Annotated in this window: 15 protein-coding genes; 8 read left to right on the forward strand and 7 right to left on the reverse strand. The window is 67.4% G+C overall.

Going from position 1 to position 16,095, the window contains the following annotated elements; translation table 11 throughout:
* Positions 1–42 precede the first annotated feature (42 nt).
* Complete coding sequence (locus tag ACW9UR_RS10390; protein ID WP_458916889.1) at positions 43–1,440, forward strand: hypothetical protein; 1,398 nt, start codon at positions 43–45, stop codon at positions 1,438–1,440.
* Here ACW9UR_RS10390 and ACW9UR_RS10395 read toward each other — a convergent pair.
* Together ACW9UR_RS10395 and ACW9UR_RS10400 are read right to left on the reverse strand one after the other, a co-directional pair.
* A complete protein-coding gene (locus ACW9UR_RS10395; protein WP_458916890.1) occupies positions 1,437–2,351 on the reverse strand; it encodes an aminotransferase class IV in 915 nt (304 codons plus the stop codon). The genes ACW9UR_RS10390 and ACW9UR_RS10395 overlap by 4 nt on opposite strands.
* On the reverse strand, positions 2,348–3,085 hold the full coding sequence (locus tag ACW9UR_RS10400) for a sulfotransferase-like domain-containing protein (protein ID WP_458916891.1): 738 nt from the start codon (positions 3,083–3,085) through the stop codon (positions 2,348–2,350). The genes ACW9UR_RS10395 and ACW9UR_RS10400 overlap by 4 nt, the downstream gene beginning before the upstream one ends.
* A gap of 182 nt (positions 3,086–3,267) precedes the next feature.
* On the opposite strand from ACW9UR_RS10400, the gene ACW9UR_RS10405 reads away from it, so the two are divergent.
* The 7 genes from ACW9UR_RS10405 (at position 3,268) to ACW9UR_RS10435 (ending at position 11,378) form a co-directional block, all read left to right on the forward strand.
* Positions 3,268–4,857, forward strand: a complete 1,590-nt coding sequence (locus tag ACW9UR_RS10405; protein WP_458916892.1) for an ABC transporter substrate-binding protein — start codon at positions 3,268–3,270, stop codon at positions 4,855–4,857.
* Between the two features lie 96 nt (positions 4,858–4,953).
* A complete protein-coding gene (locus ACW9UR_RS10410; protein ID WP_458916893.1) occupies positions 4,954–6,048 on the forward strand; it encodes a M24 family metallopeptidase in 1,095 nt (364 codons plus the stop codon).
* Complete coding sequence (locus ACW9UR_RS10415) at positions 6,048–7,055, forward strand: ABC transporter permease subunit (RefSeq protein ID WP_458916894.1); 1,008 nt, start codon at positions 6,048–6,050, stop codon at positions 7,053–7,055. The genes ACW9UR_RS10410 and ACW9UR_RS10415 overlap by 1 nt, the downstream gene beginning before the upstream one ends.
* A gap of 1 nt (position 7,056) precedes the next feature.
* Positions 7,057–7,965, forward strand: coding sequence for an ABC transporter permease subunit (locus ACW9UR_RS10420; RefSeq protein WP_458916895.1), 909 nt, complete (start codon positions 7,057–7,059; stop codon positions 7,963–7,965).
* Positions 7,966–7,969: 4 nt separating this feature from the next.
* The gene (locus tag ACW9UR_RS10425; protein ID WP_458916896.1) at positions 7,970–8,947 is read left to right on the forward strand and encodes an ABC transporter ATP-binding protein; all 978 of its coding nucleotides are present in this window, start codon (positions 7,970–7,972) and stop codon (positions 8,945–8,947) included.
* Positions 8,944–9,897, forward strand: a complete 954-nt coding sequence (locus ACW9UR_RS10430) for an ABC transporter ATP-binding protein (protein ID WP_458916897.1) — start codon at positions 8,944–8,946, stop codon at positions 9,895–9,897. Before ACW9UR_RS10425 ends, ACW9UR_RS10430 begins: the two co-directional genes overlap by 4 nt.
* A gap of 110 nt (positions 9,898–10,007) precedes the next feature.
* Positions 10,008–11,378: a TAXI family TRAP transporter solute-binding subunit gene (locus ACW9UR_RS10435; RefSeq protein WP_458916898.1), complete on the forward strand. Its 1,371-nt coding sequence runs from the start codon at positions 10,008–10,010 to the stop codon at positions 11,376–11,378.
* Here ACW9UR_RS10435 and ACW9UR_RS10440 read toward each other — a convergent pair.
* The 5 genes from ACW9UR_RS10440 to ACW9UR_RS10460 all read right to left on the reverse strand — a co-directional run bounded on the left by ACW9UR_RS10440 (position 11,294) and on the right by ACW9UR_RS10460 (position 16,044).
* Positions 11,294–11,692, reverse strand: a complete 399-nt coding sequence (locus tag ACW9UR_RS10440) for an META domain-containing protein (RefSeq protein ID WP_458916899.1) — start codon at positions 11,690–11,692, stop codon at positions 11,294–11,296. The two genes, ACW9UR_RS10435 and ACW9UR_RS10440, sit on opposite strands and share 85 nt — an antisense overlap.
* An 84-nt stretch (positions 11,693–11,776) precedes the next feature.
* Positions 11,777–12,922, reverse strand: coding sequence for an iron-containing alcohol dehydrogenase (locus ACW9UR_RS10445; protein ID WP_458916900.1), 1,146 nt, complete (start codon positions 12,920–12,922; stop codon positions 11,777–11,779).
* A gap of 4 nt (positions 12,923–12,926) precedes the next feature.
* Positions 12,927–14,303 (reverse strand): aldehyde dehydrogenase family protein, encoded by a 1,377-nt coding sequence (locus ACW9UR_RS10450; protein ID WP_458916901.1) that lies wholly within the window; start codon positions 14,301–14,303, stop codon positions 12,927–12,929.
* On the reverse strand, positions 14,300–14,680 hold the full coding sequence (locus ACW9UR_RS10455; RefSeq protein WP_458916902.1) for a VOC family protein: 381 nt from the start codon (positions 14,678–14,680) through the stop codon (positions 14,300–14,302). Before ACW9UR_RS10455 ends, ACW9UR_RS10450 begins: the two co-directional genes overlap by 4 nt.
* On the reverse strand, positions 14,680–16,044 hold the full coding sequence (locus ACW9UR_RS10460; protein WP_458916903.1) for a glutamine synthetase family protein: 1,365 nt from the start codon (positions 16,042–16,044) through the stop codon (positions 14,680–14,682). Before ACW9UR_RS10460 ends, ACW9UR_RS10455 begins: the two co-directional genes overlap by 1 nt.
* Between the last annotated feature and the right edge of the window lie 51 nt (positions 16,045–16,095).

Here is a 16,095-nt window from a genome sequence, read left to right on the forward strand (position 1 = left end):
TGATTGGATAAGGGGATAGATTTCCCGAAGGGGCATCCGCCCGTGTCCAGCGCCATTTCACCTATAGACCGGATCGCCGGAGGGCTCGCGCTCGCCGTCACGATCCTGATGATCCTGCGCGACTGGGGCGGGCCGGGCTGGTCCGGGCCGCTGGCCGCCGTGCTGGCGGCGGCACTGGTTCTGCTGCTGGCGACGCAGGTGCGCTGGTCGCGGCGGCTTTTCGTCGGCATCGGGCTAGCGCTGGTGCTGGCCGCGATGCTGACCCGCGAAAGCTGGCTGGCGGACGTCGAACGCGCGCTCGAAAGCGCCGCCTTCATCGCGGCCTTCTTCACCGCGCTGACCTCGCTGCGGCACGTTGCGGATACCTCCCCCTCGATCCACCGGGCGGGGATGTTCCTGGCGCAGCAGCCGCCGGGGCGGCGCTATCTTGCGCTGACCGCGGGCGGGCAGGTCTTCGGGCTGCTGCTGAACTACGGCGCGATCGCGCTGCTGGGCGCGATGTCCGTGACGAGCGCGGGGAAGGAGCCGGACCCGCAGATCCGCGAGATCCGGGTGCGGCGGATGTTGCTGGCGATCCAGCGCGGGTTCACCTCGACGCTGGCCTGGTCGCCGCTGGGGTTCGCGATGGCGATCTCGACGACGCTGGTGCCCGGCGCGACCTGGGCCGCCGCCCTGCCCTTCTGCCTGGTGACGGCGGCGCTGCTGGCGGGTGTGGGCTGGGCGCTCGACACGATCTTCAAGCCTACGCTGTCCGGGCCGCGCCCTGCCCTGCAACAGCCCGAGGGCGGCTGGGGCACCCAGGCGCCGCTGCTGTGGCTGCTTCTGCTGCTGGTGGTCAGTGTCGGCGGGCTGCACATCACGACCGGCGTGCGCGCGGTGGGCGTGGTGATCGCGGTGGTGCCGCTGATCTCGCTGGGCTGGATACTGATCCAGGCCGCGCCCGGAGAGCGCCTTTCCAGCGTGGCCACGCGCAGCCGCGACTACCTGCTGCGCGACCTACCCGGCTATCGCGGAGAGATGGTGCTGCTGATGATGGCGGGCTTCATCGGCACGCTCGGCGCGGCGCTGCTGGTGCCGCTGGTGCAGGCCTCGGGGCTGGACCTGTCGGCAGTGCCCGGCTGGGCGGTGCTGCTGGCGCTGATCTGGCTGATCCCGCTGACCGGGCAACTGGGGATGAACCCGATCCTGACCGCCTCGCTGCTGATCCCGGTACTGCCGCTGGCCGAGCAGATGGGCGTGACGCCCGCCGAGATGATCGTCGCGATCACCGGCGGCTGGGCGCTGAGCGGGGCAAGCTCGCCCTACACCGCCTCGACGCTGATGATCGGTGCGCTCGCGGGCGTCGACGCGCGCCGCGTCGGCATGGTCTGGAATGGCGGCTACGTTCTGGCAGGCGGGCTGGCGGTGTCGGCCTGGGTGCTGGCGCTGGTCCTGACCTAGGCGGTATCGCGGGCCACGAGGTCCGCATAGAGCTGCCGGATCCGCTTCGTCACCGGGCGGCTGCCATCGCCGATCGGCTTGCCGTCGATCTGCCCCACCGGGGTCTGCGCGCCGAATGTGCCGGTCAGGAACGCCTCGTCCGCGCCATAGGCATCGACCAGCGAATAGTTCCGCTCGTAGACCGGAATGCCGTTCTCGCGGCAGAGCCGGATCACGTTGGCCCGCGTCACGCCGTTCATGCAGTAGTCCCCGGTCGAGGTCCAAACCTCGCCCTTGCGGACGATGAAGAAGTTGCAGGCGTTGGTCGTGTTCACGAACCCATGCGGATCGAGCATCAGCGCCTCGTCCGCGCTGGCCTGCTCGGCCTGAAGGCAGGCGATCACGCAGTTCAGCTTGGAATGGCTGTTGTACTTGGCGTCCTGGCTCATTGGCAGGCCGCGCACCTGCGGCACCGTCGCCAGCCGGATGCCACGGGACTGCAGCGCGTCGACGGGCTTGGAATGCTCCATGATGATGACCACCGTCGGACCCGAGCGGGATAGCGACGGATGCTGGAAGGGCCGCACCTTCACACCCCGCGTCACCATCAGGCGGCAGTGCACGTCATGGGTCATGCCGTTCGCCTCGGCGGTCATCGCCAGCGCCCGCGCGATACCGTCACGGTCCATGCCGATGTCCAGCGAGACCGCCTTGCAAGCCTCGAACAGCCGGTCCATGTGCGCGTCGAAGAACGCCCATTTGCCGTTGTAGAGGCGCATCCCCTCCCACATGCCGTCGCCCAGCATGAAGCCGCTGTCGTAGACGGAAACCACCGCCTGATCCCGCGGCACCAGCTTGCCGTTCACATATATCAGGATGTCGCGGTTGCGCGGGTCGTCCTCGGCGTCGTGGGTGGTGGTGTGGTCGGTCATGTGGCGGTCCTTTCGGGGCGCAGCGCGAGGGTGCGCAGGCGGTCGTAATGGGGCAGCGCCTCGTCGAGCACCGGGCGCAGGTGCTCCGGCACGTCCGGCAGCGCCCCCTCGGGACCGGCGAACCCGGTCGAGCGGTGCACCGCGCCGTACCAGTGCGGCGCCCAGACACCGTCAGAGGGGTGCCCGCCAGCGGGCCAGGACAGCATCGCCGGATCGAACTCCAGCCCGATCGCGGCGCAGAGCGCGCGGAGCATCGGGCCGGGCGCATCGCGGATATCGGCGCTGTCGATGACCACCGGCGCGATGCCGGAAAGCTCGGCCGCGCGATCAAAGAGCACCGCCTGCTCGGCCGCGCCGATGTCGGCGGCGACCGGGTTCTGCCGCTTGGCGTGGTAGCTGGCGATCACGCGCGCCGGGTGGCGGATCAGGAACACGTTCACCGCGCCCGCCATGAAGGACAGGTCGAACCCGTCCAGCATGTGCTGGGCCATGTGCTTCTGGTAGAACACCGGCTTCCCGTCCGGCGCGCCCTGGGCACAGGTCTCCGAGACCTTTGCGGGGTCGCGCTCTCCGGCGTTCAGGATCTCGGCAGCCATGGGGTGATCGAGCCCGGTGCGGTCCAGGTAGGCGGCGTAGAACGGCTCGTCCCAGACGGCGCAATCGGGGCGCGCACCGAAGGCGTACATCATCGCCGTCGACAGGTTTCGCGGCCCCGACCACATGGCGATGTTCATGCCTGATCTCCCGTTTCAGGTGCCGCGCGACGGTACACGCTGGAGCGCCGGCGGCAACCCGGCGGATCACGATTTGCGGTTCCCCTACGTCAATCCCAGAGGTGGAGTTGCAAGACCTCGAAAAGCCGTGTCTTATTCGGCACGCGCCGCGCATAAGGCGTGGTCCAACTTGGGAGATACTCATGAAATTTGCACGGAGAGTGACGGCAGGCTTGCTGCTGGCCGCGATGTCGGCCGGGGCGGCTTCTGCCCAGACGCTGGTCTATTGCTCCGAGGGCTCGCCCGAGGGCTTCGATCCGGCCCTGTACACTGCCGGCACCACCTTCGACGCCTCGTCGCACACGGTCTACAACCAGCTGGTCGAGTTCGAGACCGGAACCACCAAGGTTCTGCCGGGTCTCGCCGAAAGCTGGGAAGTGTCCGAGGATGGCCTCGAGTACACGTTCAAGCTGCGCCAGGGCGTCAAGTTCCACAGCGCCGACGGGTTCACGCCCAGCCGCGACTTCAACGCCGACGACGTGATCTTCACCTTCGAGCGCCAGCTGAAGGACGACCATCCGTACCACGAGGTGTCGGGTGGCACCTGGGAATACTTCGACGGCATGTCGATGCCCGACCTGCTGGCCTCGATCGAGAAGGTGGATGACTACACCGTCAAGTTCGTGCTGAACCGCCCCGAGGCGCCGTTCGTTGCGAACATGGCGATGGACTTCGCCTCGATCCTCAGCGCCGAATATGCCGACGCGATGATGGAAGCGGGCACGCCCGAGATGCTGAACCAGGCGCCGGTCGGCACCGGTCCGTTCAGCTTCGTCGCCTACCAGAAGGACGCCGTGATCCGCTACGCGCGGAACGACGAGTACTGGGGTGATCCGGCGGGCGTCGAGAACCTGGTGTTCGCGATCACGCCCGACGCTTCGGTCCGCTACCAGAAGCTGCAGGCCGGCGAATGCCACGTCATGCCCTACCCGAACCCGGCCGACATCGAGGCGATGAAGGCGGACGACGGCATCGTCATGATGGAGCAGGAAGGTCTGAACGTGGGCTACCTCGCCTACAACACGACCCAGGCGCCGTTCGACAACGCCAACGTCCGCAAGGCGCTGAACATGGCCATCGACAAGCAGGCCATCATCGACGTCGTGTTCCAGGGCTCGGGCCAGATCGCAAAGAACCCGATCCCGCCCACCATGTGGAGCTACAACGACGCGATCGAGGACGACCCGTACGATCCCGAGGGCGCCAAGGCGATGCTCGAGGCAGAAGGCGTGACCGACCTGTCGATGAAAGTCTGGGCGATGCCGGTGCAGCGTCCCTACAACCCGAACGCCCGCCGCATGGCCGAGCTGATCCAGGAAGACTTCTCGCAGGTCGGCGTGGACGTGGAAATCGTCTCCTACGAGTGGGGTGAGTACCTCAGCCGTTCGCGCGAACTGGACCGCGACGGCGCGATCCTGCTGGGCTGGACCGGGGACAACGGCGATCCGGACAACTTCCTGGCCGTGCTGCTGGGCTGCGACGGTGTCGAGAACTCGAACCGTGCGCAGTGGTGCCACGAGCCGTTCGAGGACCTGATCCAGAAGGCCAAGGTGACCTCGGACCAGGACGAGCGGACCGCGCTTTATGAAGAGGCCCAGGTCATCTTCAAGGAGCAGGCGCCGTGGGCGACCATCGCGCACTCGGTCGTCTACATGCCGATGCGTCCCGAGGTGAAGGGCTACGTGGTGCACCCGCTGGGCGGCCACCTGTTCGACAACGTCACCATCGAGTGATGCGCGTCTTGTGACACTCTTGCGGGCCGGGGAGACACCTCCCCGGCCCGCTTGCTTTCAGATCAAGCCACGCTTCCCGCGCAGCCAGAGGACCGGATGGACCGCTACAGCGAATACCGCGCCGTCGCGCGCGCCCTGAACACCGATGCCGTCGCCCTGGTGCCCGGCCCGAATTTCGAACGGCTGTTCCACCACAGCTTCCACAGCCACGAGCGCCCTCTGGTCATCGTGATCCCCGCCGAGGGCACGCCCGCCGCGCTGGTGCCGAACCTTGAGCTTCGCTCGTTCGATCTGCTGGGCTTCGAGGGCGAGGTCTTCGACTGGCGCGACCAGGACGGCTATGACCACGCCTTTGCCGCGCTCGCCGCTCACATGCCGCTGCAATCGCTGGCGGTCGAGGGCCAGGTGATGCGGGTCTTCGTGCATCACGCGCTTGCCAAGGCCTATCCCAACCTGCGGATCGTCGACGCCGAACGCGAGATCTCGGGTACGCGCCTGCGCAAGCGCCCCGACGAGATCGAGACGCTGGAACGCGCGATCAAAATCTCCGAGACCGCGCTGGCCGAGGTGCTGGAGCAGGTCCGCGCCGGCCAGACCGAGAAGCAGGTCGAAAGCCTGCTGACCCAGGCCCTGTTCCGCCACGGCGCCGAGGCACACGCTTTCGGACCCATCGTCGCCGCCGGCGACAACTCGGCCCGCCCGCATGCCCATGCCCGCGCCGACTATGCCATTCAGCCCGGCGATGCGCTGCTGTTCGACTTCGGCGCCCGGCTGGACGGGTTCTGCGCCGACATCACCCGGACGGTTTTCGTGGGTCATGCCGACGACGAGGCGCAGGCGGTCTATGACACGGTACTTCGCGCCAACCTGCGCGGGCACGAGGTGACCCGCGCCGGGGCGACGGCCCATGATGTGGACGATGCGGTAACCTCTGTGCTAGAGGCCTCCCCTTATTCGGACCGGATTCGCACCAAGACCGGCCACGGGCTGGGCCGTGACGTGCACGAGGCACCGTATATCATGCGTGGAAACCGCCAGGTCCTGGAGCCTGGCATGGTCTTCACCATCGAGCCGGGCCTCTATCGCATCGGCGGTTTCGGAGTGCGGATCGAGGATGACGTGGTCGTCACCGCAGACGGCTGCCGATCCCTGACCGGGTTCGACAAGACGCTGACCGTGGTGGGCACCTGATGCTGAAATTCCTACTGAGCCGCCTGCTGACCTTCGTCCCGACCTTCTTCGGGGTCACGCTGATTTCGTTCGCGTTCATCCGCGTTCTGCCCGGCGACCCGATCCTGGTGATGGCGGGCGAGCGCGGCATGACCGAAGAACGCTACAAGGACCTGCAACAGCAGTTCGGGTTCGACCAGCCCCTGCTCCAGCAGTACATCGACTATCTCGGCGGTGTGCTGCAGGGCGATCTGGGCGAGAGTTTCGTCACCAAGCGCCCCGTGTGGGACGAGTTCTTCGCGCTGTTCCCGGCGACGCTGGAGCTATCGATCTGCGCGATGATCTTCGCGCTGCTGATCGGATTGCCGGCGGGCGTGATCGCCGCAGTGAATCGCGGCAAGCTCTTCGACCGGGCGCTGATGTCGACCGCGCTGGTTGGCTATTCGATGCCGATCTTCTGGTGGGCGCTGCTGCTGATCATCGTGTTCTCGGGCAATCTCGGGTGGACGCCGGTCTCGGGGCGGATCTCGCTGATGTACTTCTTCGACGACGTGACCGGGTTCATGCTGATCGACTCGCTGCTGTCGGGGCAGAAGGGGGCGTTCGGCTCGGCCGTGCAACACCTGATCCTGCCTGCGATCGTGCTTGGGACGATCCCGCTGGCGGTGATCGCGCGGCAGACCCGCTCGGCCATGCTTGAGGTACTGGGCGAGGACTACATCCGCACCGCGCGCGCCAAGGGCCTGCCGCCGAAACGCGTCGTCGGCCTGCACGCGCTGCGCAACGCGATGATCCCCGTCATCACCGTGATCGGCCTGTCAGTCGGCACGCTGCTGGCCGGGGCGATCCTGACCGAGACGATCTTCTCCTGGCCGGGCATCGGTAAGTGGATGGTCGACAGCATCTTCCGCCGCGACTACCCGGTCGTTCAGGGCGGGCTTTTGCTGATCGCCGTCATGGTGATGATCGTGAATCTGACCGTCGACGTGCTCTACGGCTTCATCAACCCCAAGATCAGGAAGGCGTAAGATGGCGACCGTGTCTCAACCCGATACGCTATCGACCGAGGTGGAACGCCCCGGCCGCCTGCGCGAGTTCTGGTTCTATTTCCGCGAGAACCGTGGTGCCGTCTTCGGCCTGTGGGTCTTCCTCGCGTTCCTGTTCATCGCCATCTTCGCCCCGCTGATCGCGCCGCACGATCCGACGCAGCAGTTCCGCGAGGCATTCCTGCAGCCCCCCGTCTGGCAGGAGGGCGGCACCTGGCAGTTCCCGCTGGGCACCGACATGGTCGGACGCGACATGCTGAGCCGCCTGCTCCATGGCGCGCGCTTCTCGTTCTTCGTGGGCATCGTCGTGGTCGTCATCGCCGCGACCGGCGGGATCACCGTCGGCCTGCTGGCGGGCTTCGCGCCGCGCTGGCTCGACACGATCATCATGCGGCTGATGGACATCATCCTGGCCTTCCCGTCGCTGCTGCTGGCGCTGGTTCTGGTCGCCATCCTCGGCCCGTCGCTGCTGAACGCGATGATCGCCATCGCGATCGTGCTGCAGCCGCATTACGTGCGCCTGACCCGCGCAAGCGTGATGTCGGAACTGCCGAAGGACTACGTGACCTCGGCCCGCGTTGCCGGTGCCTCGCTGCCCCGGCTGATGTTCGTGACGGTGCTGCCGAACTGCCTTGCGCCGATCATCGTGCAGGCGGCGCTCAGCTTCTCGACGGCAATCCTCGACGCCGCCGCGCTGGGCTTCCTGGGCATGGGCGCGCAGCCCCCCACCCCGGAATGGGGCACCATGCTGTCCGAGGCGCGCGAGTTCATCCTGCGCGCCTGGTGGGTGGTGACCTTCCCCGGCCTCGCGATCCTGGTGACCGTGCTGGCGATCAACCTGATGGGCGACGGGCTGCGCGACGCGCTCGACCCGAAACTGAAGCGGAGCTGAGATCATGGCGCTGCTTGAAATCCGCAACCTCTCGGTCGAGTTCGAGACCACATCGGGCCGGTTCCGCGCCGTCGACGGTTTCGATCTGACGATGGACAAGGGCGGGATCACCGCCGTTGTGGGCGAGTCCGGCTCGGGCAAGTCGGTGTCGTTCCTGGCGCTGATGGGCCTGCTGCCGTGGACCGCCACGATCACCGCCGACCGGCTGATGTTCGACGGCACCGACCTGCGCCAGGCCACTGCCGCCCAGCGCCGCAGGATCATCGGCAAGGACATGTCGATGATCTTCCAGGAGCCGATGTCCTCGCTGAATCCGTGCTTCACCGTGGGCTTCCAGATCAAGGAGGCGCTGCGCCAGCACCTCGGCCTCGACCGCAAGGCGCGTCATGCCCGCGCGGTCGAGCTGTTCGAGCAGGTCGGCATCCCCGCCCCCGAGCAGCGGCTCAAGGCCTTTCCGCACCAGCTGTCGGGCGGCATGAACCAGCGCGTGATGATCGCCATGGCCATCGCCTGCAAACCCAAGCTGCTGATCGCGGACGAGCCGACGACGGCGCTCGACGTAACGATCCAGGCGCAGATCCTGGAGCTGCTGACGTCGCTGCAGGAGGACACCGGCATGGCGCTGGTGCTGATCACCCACGACATGGGCGTGGTCGCCGAAACCGCCGAGCAGGTGAGCGTGCAGTACGCCGGCCAGAAGGTTGAGCAGCAGGAGGTGCGCTCGCTGTTCAGCACGCCGCACCATCCCTACACCGCCGCGCTGCTTCAGGCCCTGCCCGAGCGGGCGACCTCGAAACATCTGCCGACGATCCCGGGCGTGGTGCCCGGCCAGTTCGACCGGCCCGCGGGCTGCCTGTTCAGCCCGCGCTGCGCCTTTGCGGACGACACGTGTCGCACCACCCCACCGCCGGTCCTCAGCACCGAGCTGGGCCGCGCCCGGTGCCACTACCCGCTGAACACGGAAACCGAGGAGCAGGCATGACCCAGCCTGTCGTGATCGCTGACCGCCTGTCGCGGCACTACGAACTGAGCGGCGGGATGTTCGGGCCGAAGCCCGTCGTCCGCGCCCTGACCGAAGCCAGCTTCAAGCTCGAGCCGGGCAAGACCCTGGCCGTCGTCGGCGAGTCCGGCTGCGGCAAGTCCACGCTCGCCCGCGTCGTGACGATGATCGAGCCGCCCAGCGACGGCACGCTGACGCTCGACGGCAAGACCGCCGGGCCGGATACCGCCGCCGAGTTGCGCCAGACCGTGCAGATCGTGTTTCAGGACCCCTATGGCTCGCTGAACCCGCGCCAGCGGATCGGTGCGATCCTGGAAGAGCCGCTGAAGATCAACCGCCCCGACATGTCCGCCGAGGCCCGGCAGGAGGCGGCGCGCAAGATGCTGTCGCAAGTCGGCCTGCGCCCTGAGCATTATGACCGCTACCCGCACATGTTCTCAGGCGGGCAGCGCCAGCGCATCGCCGTGGGCCGCGCGCTGATGCTCGAGCCGAAGATCCTGGTGCTGGACGAGCCGGTCTCGGCGCTCGACCTGTCGATCCAGAGCCAGATCCTGAACCTGCTGGTGGACCTGCAGGAACGGCTGGGGCTGGCGTATCTGTTCATCAGCCACGATCTGTCGGTGGTGAAGCACATCGCCGACGATATCATCGTGATGTACCTCGGCCGCCCGGTCGAGACCGGCTCCAAGGAAGAGGTCTTCGCGCATCCGAAGCACCCCTATACCAAGGCGCTGCTGTCCGCGACGCCGATGGCCGACCCGTTCGCCCAGAAGGAGCGCATCCGCCTGACAGGGGAGCTGCCCTCGCCGCTGAAGATCCCGCAGGGCTGCCCGTTCTCGCCGCGCTGCTGGAAGGCGCAGGACAAATGCCGGGCCGAGCGGCCCGAGCTGGACGGCGACAGCCACGCGGCGGCCTGCTTCTTTCCCGAGTGACCCGAACCTGATCCCGCCGCGCCCTGACAGGGGCGCGGCATGTTCCGCACTGGAATAGTGCGCCAGAACCGGCATTATCCTCCGCGAAGAAACTGCCCGGTCCTGCTGCCATGCCCCTATACCTCAGACTTCTCGTCGGCGGCCTGCTGTGCGGCCTCGGTGTGCTGGCGCTGATCCTGCTCAGCCGGGACATCCTGCCGCCGCGCAAGCTGACCTTCGCCGCCGGGATCGAGGGCGGCGGCTACTGGCAGGTGGCCGAGCAATACCGGCAATCCCTGGCGCGCGACGGCATCACGGTCGAACTGATCGCCACCGGCGGCTCGGAAGAGAACGCCCGGCTGCTAACGGACGGCAAGGCAGATGTCGGCATCCTGCAGGGCGGCACCCCCGCACCGGCTGATACCGAGACGCTGGGCGCCCTGTTCTACGAGCCGATATTCATGTTCGCGCGGACCGAGCTGGAGCTCAGCCAGATCCCCGCGCTCTGGACCGGAGTTGACGTCGCCGTCGGCGCGCCCGGCTCGGGCACCCACGCCGCCTTCGACGCACTGGCCCGCGCCTCGGGGTTGGAGGACGGCACCCTGACGCCGGTTCCGCTGGGCGGGCTCGACGCGGTCGAGGCGCTGATCGAGGGCAAGGTGGACGCCGCCTTCTTCGTCGCCCCGGCGACTGCGCCCTACCTGACGCCGCTCTTCATGTCGGACGATGTCGAACTGCTGGACCTCGACTATATCGACGCGCTGGCGCGGCTGATCCCCGGCGCACAGGTGGTGACCACGCCCACCGCCTCGGTGATGCGGCAGCCGGCCATTCCCGACCGCGACCGCAGGCTTCTGGTCCTCGTCGCCCAGCTTGCCGCCAGCGAGACGTTGCATCCGTCGCTGGTGAACCGGCTGGTGATCGCGGGCCACGACATGCACGGCGCTCCGGACGCTGTGACGCCGGCCGGGACCTTCCCCGCCATCGTGCCCAGCGATCTGCCGCTCGACAGCTATGCACGGCGACTGCTGGTGGACGGGCCCAGCTACCTGCATGACTACCTGCCCTACTGGGTGGTGGCGCAGGTGGTGCGCTTCGCGATCCTGCTGCTGCCGCTGCTGTTCATCGTCGTGCCGCTGCTGCGGATGTTCCCCGCAATCTATCGCTGGCGGCTGCGCCGAAGAGTATTCCGCCACTACCGCGCGATCCGGCTGCTGCACGCCAAGGTCACCGAGGCCGACAGCCCCGAGCGGCTGGACGATCTGGAACGGCGGCTCGACGTGATCGAGGAATCCCTGCGGCAGGTGAAGCTGCCCCTTGCCTTCTATGACTACGCCTACAACGCGATGATGCACACCGAGATGATCCGCGCGCATATCCACACGCGCAAGCAGCTGGTCCAGGCGCGCGCCGAGATTCAGCCCGAGGCGCGCGCGGTCAGCAGCGGTTCTTCGGAGGCGTCGCCGAACAGCAGCAGCGCGCCGGTCTCGTCGATCTCGTAGCGGGTGACGCGGCCCAGCGCGTCGAAGAACGCCTGTTCCTGGTTCATCAGCGCTTCGGGGCACATCTTGCGGGTCGCAGCGGCGGGACCGATGGTCAGGGAGCTCCCATCGACCTCGTAGCTGGCGGTGTAGGTGTTGCAGGCCGCCAGCCCGGCGACGCGGCCCTCGGCGAAGTCCAGCGAGGTCTTGGCGATGTCCATTACCCCGCGCTGCTCGATATCCTCGACGATGTGCTCGCCGGTTGGCAGGCCGTCCTGCGCGCAGGCAGGCAGCGCGAGCGCGAGGGTCAGGGCAATGGATCGGATGAAAGGCATCGGGCAGCTCCGCGCGGCGTGAGTGATGCGCGAAAGGTGCGGGCTGCCCCGCGCCGCGTCAACAGCGGCGCGGGGCAAACGGCGTTACAGGCAGGATTCCAGCAGCGCGCGGGTGTTGTCATAGTCCATGCCAACCGGGTTGCCGCCGACGCTGGGATCGGCCAGCGCCGCACGGGTCAGCGTGTCGAGGTCGGGATCCTTCACACCCAGATCGGTCAGCGTCTTGGGGATGCCCAGGCTTGCGTTCAGGTCGTCCACGAAGCTGCAGAAGCCGTCAAAGCCGCCCTCGATCCCCAGGTAGGCCGCCGCCAGCCCGAACCGCTCTTCGATGGCCGAGCGGTTGAACTGAAGCACCGCGGGCATGAACACCGCGTTCGTGGTGCCGTGGTGCGTGTGGTGCCATGCCCCGACCGGGTGGCTCAGCGCGTGGATCGCGCCGAGGCCCTTCTGGAAGGCCGTCGCGCCCATCGCCGCCGCGCTCATCATCTGCGCCCGCGCCTCGATGTCCGCGCCATCCGCATAGGCGCGCGGCAGGTAGTCCTTGACCAGCCGCATCCCCTCCAGAGCGATGCCCTGGCTCATCGGGTGATAGTGCGGCGAGGAATAGGCCTCGACGCAGTGCGCGAACGCGTCCAGCCCGGTGCCGGCGGTGATCGCCTTGGGCATGCCGACGGTCAGCTCGGGGTCGCAGATCACCACCGAGGGCAGCATCTTCGGGTGGAAGATGATCTTCTTCTCGTGGCTGTCGGTGTTGGTGATAACGCCCGCGCGGCCAACCTCCGAACCGGTCCCGGCAGTCGTCGGCACGGCGATGATCGGCAGGATCGCGTCGGCGTCGGCGCGGGTCCACCAGTCGCCGATATCCTCGAAATCCCAGACCGGGCGCGACTGCCCGGCCATAAAGGCCAGCACCTTGGCCAGATCCAGCCCCGAGCCGCCACCGAAGGCGATCACGCCGTCAAAGCCGCCCTCGCGCAGCACGGCCAGCCCTTCGGCCAGGTTGGTCTCATTCGGGTTCGGATCGACGTCCGAGAACATCGCGCGGCCCAGCCCTGCCCCTTCGAGCAGGTCGAGCGTGCGGGCGGTGATCTCCATCCCCGCAAGGCCGCGGTCAGTGACCAGCAGCGGTTTCTGGATGCCGGTGGCGATGCACGCCTCGGCGATCTCCGCGATGCGTCCCGCGCCGAAGCGGATGGCGGTCGGGTAGGACCAGTTGCCTGTCAGCGTCACGAGCTCAGCCCTTCTTCAGGTGGTAGGATTTGGGACGGGTCAGGGCGTGGAAGCCCAGCACCGAAAGCCCCGCGCCGCGGCCGGTGTCCTTGCAGCCGGTCCAGCACAGCGCCGGGTCGAGATAGTCGCAGCGGTTCATGAACACGGTGCCGGTTTCCAGCCGGTCGCCGATCGCCTCGGCGGCCGCGGCGTCCCTGGTGTAGATCGCGGCGGTCAGGCCGAAACGGCAGTCGTTCATCATTTCGATCGCCTGATCGTCGTCCTTGACGGGCATGATGCCGACGACGGGGCCGAAGCTCTCGTCGCGCATCACGCGCATGTCGTGGGTGACGTTGGTCAGTATCTGCGGGGTCAGGTAGGCGCCGCCGTCGTCCTTCGGATCGGTCTCGATCAGCGCGGTGGCGCCGTCGGCCACGGCCTCTGCGATCTGGGCGCGCACCTCCTTGGCGAAACGGACACTGGCCATCGGACCCATCGTGGTTTCAGCCTCCAGCGGATTGCCCAGCTTCTGCGCCTTCACCCACGCCACGGCCTTCTCGACGAAAGCGTCGTAGAGCGACTCGTGGACATAGATCCGCTCGATCCCGCAGCAGCACTGACCGGCGTTGAACATCGCGCCGTCCATCAGCCCGTCCACCGCCGCATCCACGTCGGCATCGGCGCGGACATAGCCGGGGTCCTTTCCGCCGAGTTCCGTGGACACGGGCGTGAAGGTACCCGCCGCCGCCCGTTCCATCGCCTGACCGCCGCCGACCGAGCCGGTGAAGTTCACGAAATCGAACGCCTTCGCGCCGATCAGCGCGCTGGTGGTGTCATGGCTGAGGAAGAGGTTCTGGAACACGTCCTCGGGCACGCCCGCCGCGTGGAAGGCCTCGGCCAGCCGCTCGCCCACCTGGAGCGTCTGCGTCGCGTGCTTCAGCACCACCGTGTTCCCGGCGATCAGCGCAGGCGCGACAGTGTTGATCGCGGTCATGTAGGGGTAGTTCCACGGCGCCACGACGAAGACCACGCCATGCGGCAGACGCTTGATCTGCCGGGTGAACGCGTCGCTGTCCTCGATCACGATGGGGGCGAGCGCTTCCTCGGCGATATCTGCCATGTAGCTGGCACGCTCGTTGAAGCCGCCGAACTCGCCGCCATAGCGGACCGGGCGGCCCATCTGGTGCGCCAGTTCCGTCGCCATCCGGTCGGTGTGCTTGCCGACCTCGGCCACGGCGGTGCGGACCAGCGCCACGCGCTCGGCCAGCGGTCGGGCGGCCCAGGCTGGCTGCGCTGCGCGGGCCTTTGCCGCGGCGGCCTTGGCCTCCTCCAGCGGCATCGCCGGGCGTTCCAGGTACACCGATCCGTCGATCGGCGAGATGCATTTCAGCGTCTCTGTCATGTCGCGTCATCCGCATAGCTGCTGACCTCGACGAGATTGCCGTCGGGGTCGTTGAAATAGACCGAGGTGATCGCCCCTCGCGCGCCGGACTTCTGCACCGGCCCTTCGAGGATCGCCACCCCCTGTTCGTGCAACCGAGCCATGACCTTATCGGGGGGCAGCGACGTCAGCAGGCAGATGTCGCCCGACCCGATGCAGGCGTGGTTGCGTGTCTCCTGCCCGATGGTCTGGAGGTTGATCTTCTGGTTGCCCGCCAGCAGCGCGCGCCGGCCACCGGCGAAACTGATCGCCTGCATGTCCAGCACCCGCGTGTAGAAGGCCACCGCGCGCTCGATGTCGCGCACGGTCAGCACCACATGGTCGATGCCGGTGATCATCAGGCCCGCTCGAAGCCGCGCGCGATCTCCCAGTCGGTGACCACGCGGTCGAACTCTTCCTGCTCCCACGCGGCGCAGCGGACATAGTGATCAACCACGGCGTCGCCCATCGCTTTGCGCAACATGGTGGAGTTCCGCAGCGTCTCGGTCGCCTCACGCAAGGTGGTCGGCACTTCCTCGGCGTGCTCAGCCTCGTAGACGTCGCCCTGGTGCGGGGCGGGCAGCTCAAGCCCCTCTTCGATCCCGGCAATACCCGCCGCGATCAGACCGGCCTGCGCGAGGTACGGGTTCAGGTCTGAGCCACCGATGCGGCACTCGATCCGCACGCCCTTGGTGCCCTCGCCGCACAGGCGGAACCCGGCGGTGCGGTTGTCGACCGACCAGATCGTCTTGGTCGGCGCGAAGGTTCCCGGCACGAAGCGCTTGTAGCTGTTGATGTAGGGAGCCAGAAAGAAGGTGTAGTCGCGGGCATAGGCGATCTGACCGGCGACAAAGCTCTTCATCAGGGCCGACATGCCATGCGCGTCGTCCTTATCGAAAAACGCCGCCTCGTCGCCCTTCCACAGCGACAAGTGGACATGCGACGAGCTGCCGACCTTGTCGTGATGCCATTTCGGCAGGAAGCTGGCGGCCCGGCCCTGCGTCCAGGCGATTTCCTTGACGGCGTGCTTGGCGATCGTGTGGTGATCGGCGCAGGCGAGCGCGTCCGCATAGCGGATGTTCAGCTCTTCCTGCCCGGTCTCGGCCTCGCCCTTGGTGTTCTCGACCGGGATGCCCGCACCGACAAGATGGTTGCGGATCGGGCGCATCACCGCCTCTTCCTTGGTGGTCTGGAGGATGTTGTAATCCTCGTTGTAGCCACTGATGGGAACGAGATCGCGGAAGCCGCCCTTGCGCAGCTCGTCATAGCCCTGCTCGAACAGGAAGAATTCCAGCTCGGTCGCCATCATGGCGGTGTAGCCCAGCGCTTCCAGCCGCTCGATCTGGCGCTTGAGCACCTGCCGGGGCGAATGCGGCACCGGCTTGTGGGTGTGGTGGTCGAGGATGTCGCACAGCACCATCGCCGTGCCCTCGAGCCACGGTATCCGCCGCAGCGTCGAAAGGTCGGGCTGCATGACGTAGTCGCCATAGCCCTGCCGCCAACTGGTCGCGGCATAGCCCTCGGGCGTCGCCATCGCCAGGTCGGTGGCCAGCAGGTAGTTGCAGCAATGTGTTTCCTGGTGCGAGTGGTCCAGGAAGTTGGACACGTGGAACCGCTTGCCCATCAGCCGGCCCTGCATGTCCACGAGGCATACCAGCACGGTGTCGATCTCTCCGGCGTCGTAGGCGGCGCGCAGGCTGTCCAGGGTCAGGGTGCCGGTCATGGCGGGCTCCGTTTCTTGAATTCGGTCGGGCCCCGGAACGATCCGGGGCCC

This window comes from Halovulum sp. GXIMD14794 (assembly GCF_054457455.1).